The organism is Bacillus sp. P4_D3 (assembly GCF_056401855.1).
On the sequence record NZ_JBFUIN010000476.1, the window covers coordinates 1 to 2,457 of the forward strand.

Genomic DNA, 2,457 nt, shown 5'->3' on the forward strand with positions numbered 1-2,457 from the left:
TCCTTTTACCGAGATAGTGACTTGTTTCGCTTGCGGTTTCGGTACTGGTACTGGTTTTGGTGGTTCAGGAGTTGGTACTGCCGGAGTCGGTATCGTTTTCTCCTCTTTATTCGGATCTTCCTTTTGCTCCTGCTTCGGTGTTTCTTTCGGTTGATTCACAACCTTTGCTTCTTCTTTTACTTCTGGTGCTTTCGGTTGCTGAGGTTTCTCTTCTTGTACTTTTTGTTGTTCCGGTTGTTTATTTGCAGCAGGCTGTTCCTTTGGTTTCTCTTCCTTCTTTACTTCAGGTTGTTCCTGCACCTTTTCTTCTTTTTGTTTCTCTTCTACTTTTTGTTCTTGTTTATCTTTCTGCTCTTCTYGTGGTTTCTGTTCCGGTTCAGCTTGTTTCTCTTCCGGTTTCGCTACTTCTTTTTGCTCTTCTTGCTTCGGTTCTGCCTTCTTCTCAGGTTTTACAGCCGTTTCTTCACATCCAACTAATAATCCCAATGAAAGAACTAAAGAAATGAACCATTTCATCTTACTCATGCTGCCCCTCACCTTTCATAATAAAGTGAAACTTTAATGAGTGGAGATTTTGTTCATCTCCACTCATTATTAGCCCTCACCATTTATAATAAAATTAGGAGCAAATGATTGCTCCTAATTTTTGTTAAGCTGCTTTACGTCTCCATAATACATATGCAGAAGCGATACATAATACACCCATACCTACTTGTGGAGCTGCACTATGAGAAGATGCTCCTGTTTGTGGTAATTGATTCTTATTCTTATTTGTTTCTTTATTAACTCGTTCGTTATCTACAACAACTTTTAGATTTTCATCTTTTGGTTGTTTTTGTAACTCTTCTTGTTGTTTCGGTTGTTCTACAGCTTCTTTTTCTTCTACAGTTGGTTCTGGTTCTACAATTGGTTTCGTATCGATTTCATTCTCTACTACATTTGACCAATCATAAATCGATTTTCCAAGCTCTTTAAACTGAAGTAAAGCTAAAAATGCTTGCTCTGTAGCCATTCCGCTACCCTTTTGATCACTTGGTAACCATTTGAACTCACCATTTGGAAGCTGATATGACATTAAATTTTGTACTGCTTTATTAAGACGATTGTGATCTACATCTTTAACTAGCGATAGTCCAATAATTGCTTGTGCAGTACTATTAGAATTCTCTTGTCCATCAGCAGCAAAACCACCATTACCTAACTGCTGCTTGTATAAGTAATCCACAGCTTTTTGAATAACTGGCTTAACGTCTTGTTGTTCTTGATAAGGAGCTAATGCTGCTAATACCATACTTGTTACATCAACGTTACTAGCACTTTCTTTACTACTTGAACTATCATACGTCCAGCCACCGTCTGTATGCTGCGCCTGTAAAAGTGCTTGTACTAAAGCAGCTCGATTCCATTTCGCTTCGGCCGGAACCTCATATTTCTTTGTATCTAATGCAAGTAATGTAAATGCGTATCCTGTAACGGAATTCACTTTATCTGATTCAAATAAATTTTGTACTAAATTTTGTCCCTCTACCTTTGTAGGATCTACATTCATTRCATTCATCATAATAATCGTTCTAGCTAAATCTGTTGCTGAAAAACGATTTAAACGCTTCTTAACTTTTTCAGCTACTGGCTTAACATGGTTTATTTTCGTTTCAAGTGGAACATTTACACCTGAACGAGCAAGTCCAATCGCAATCCAATCACTACCAATTCCATCTTGTAACATCTTTTCTGACGTTTTAGAAATCGCTTCGTTTAATTGTGCGGCTGGGATTTCGATTTTCTCTTGCTTTGGTTGTTCTGTTGTTTTATCTTCTAGTTTTGGTTCTTCTGTTTTACCATCTGGTTTTTCTGTTTTTGGTTCTTCTGGTTTTGGTTCCTCTGTTTTACCATCTGGTTTTTCTGTTTTCGGTTCCTCTGGTTTTGGCTCTTCTACAGTTTTACAAGTGCCAAATTTATCTAACGTTTGTTGCAATGTTTCTTGACTCATATTGCTCCAGTCTGCGACGTAACGAAATGCAACAACATCCCCAGACTCTAATTTATAACTATCCGCCCCAACTTCTGCAGATTTGTCATTTACATCATACAACCAACCGCTCGTTGCTCCGGCCATTAATCCATCGATGCCCTTTATATAAGTTCCAAATGACATACTTTCAGATGTTACTTTGTCACCCATGACTTTTTGTAGCAAACTAAAAGCTGTTTCTCCATCTTCAATGGAAACTTCTTTCGGACATAACATAATTCCTTTTTGTGATTCACCAATAATTGCAAGTTTCGCTGTCTTTCCTTCAGCAAACGTAATATGTACTGTATTCGAAAAAGAAACAAATACAAGTGCCACTGTCATTAATGATGTAAGCAGCCATTTCTTTAACATTGCCATCCCAAAATTCCCTCCCTTTACTAACATTCACACAAAAAAAGACCCTTTAAGGGTATGCGGTTGAC

The 2,457-nt window shown here is 37.7% G+C and carries 2 protein-coding genes; both read right to left on the reverse strand.

Annotation, left to right across the window (positions count from 1 at the left end; genetic code table 11):
- A partial coding sequence (locus AC1DTM_RS22955) for a DUF4430 domain-containing protein (RefSeq protein ID WP_477000966.1) occupies positions 1-525 on the reverse strand: 525 nt, incomplete at its 3' end.
- 124 nt (positions 526-649) lie between these two features.
- Positions 650-2,392, reverse strand: coding sequence for a DUF4430 domain-containing protein (locus AC1DTM_RS22960; protein WP_477000967.1), 1,743 nt, complete (start codon positions 2,390-2,392; stop codon positions 650-652).
- Positions 2,393-2,457 lie beyond the last annotated feature (65 nt).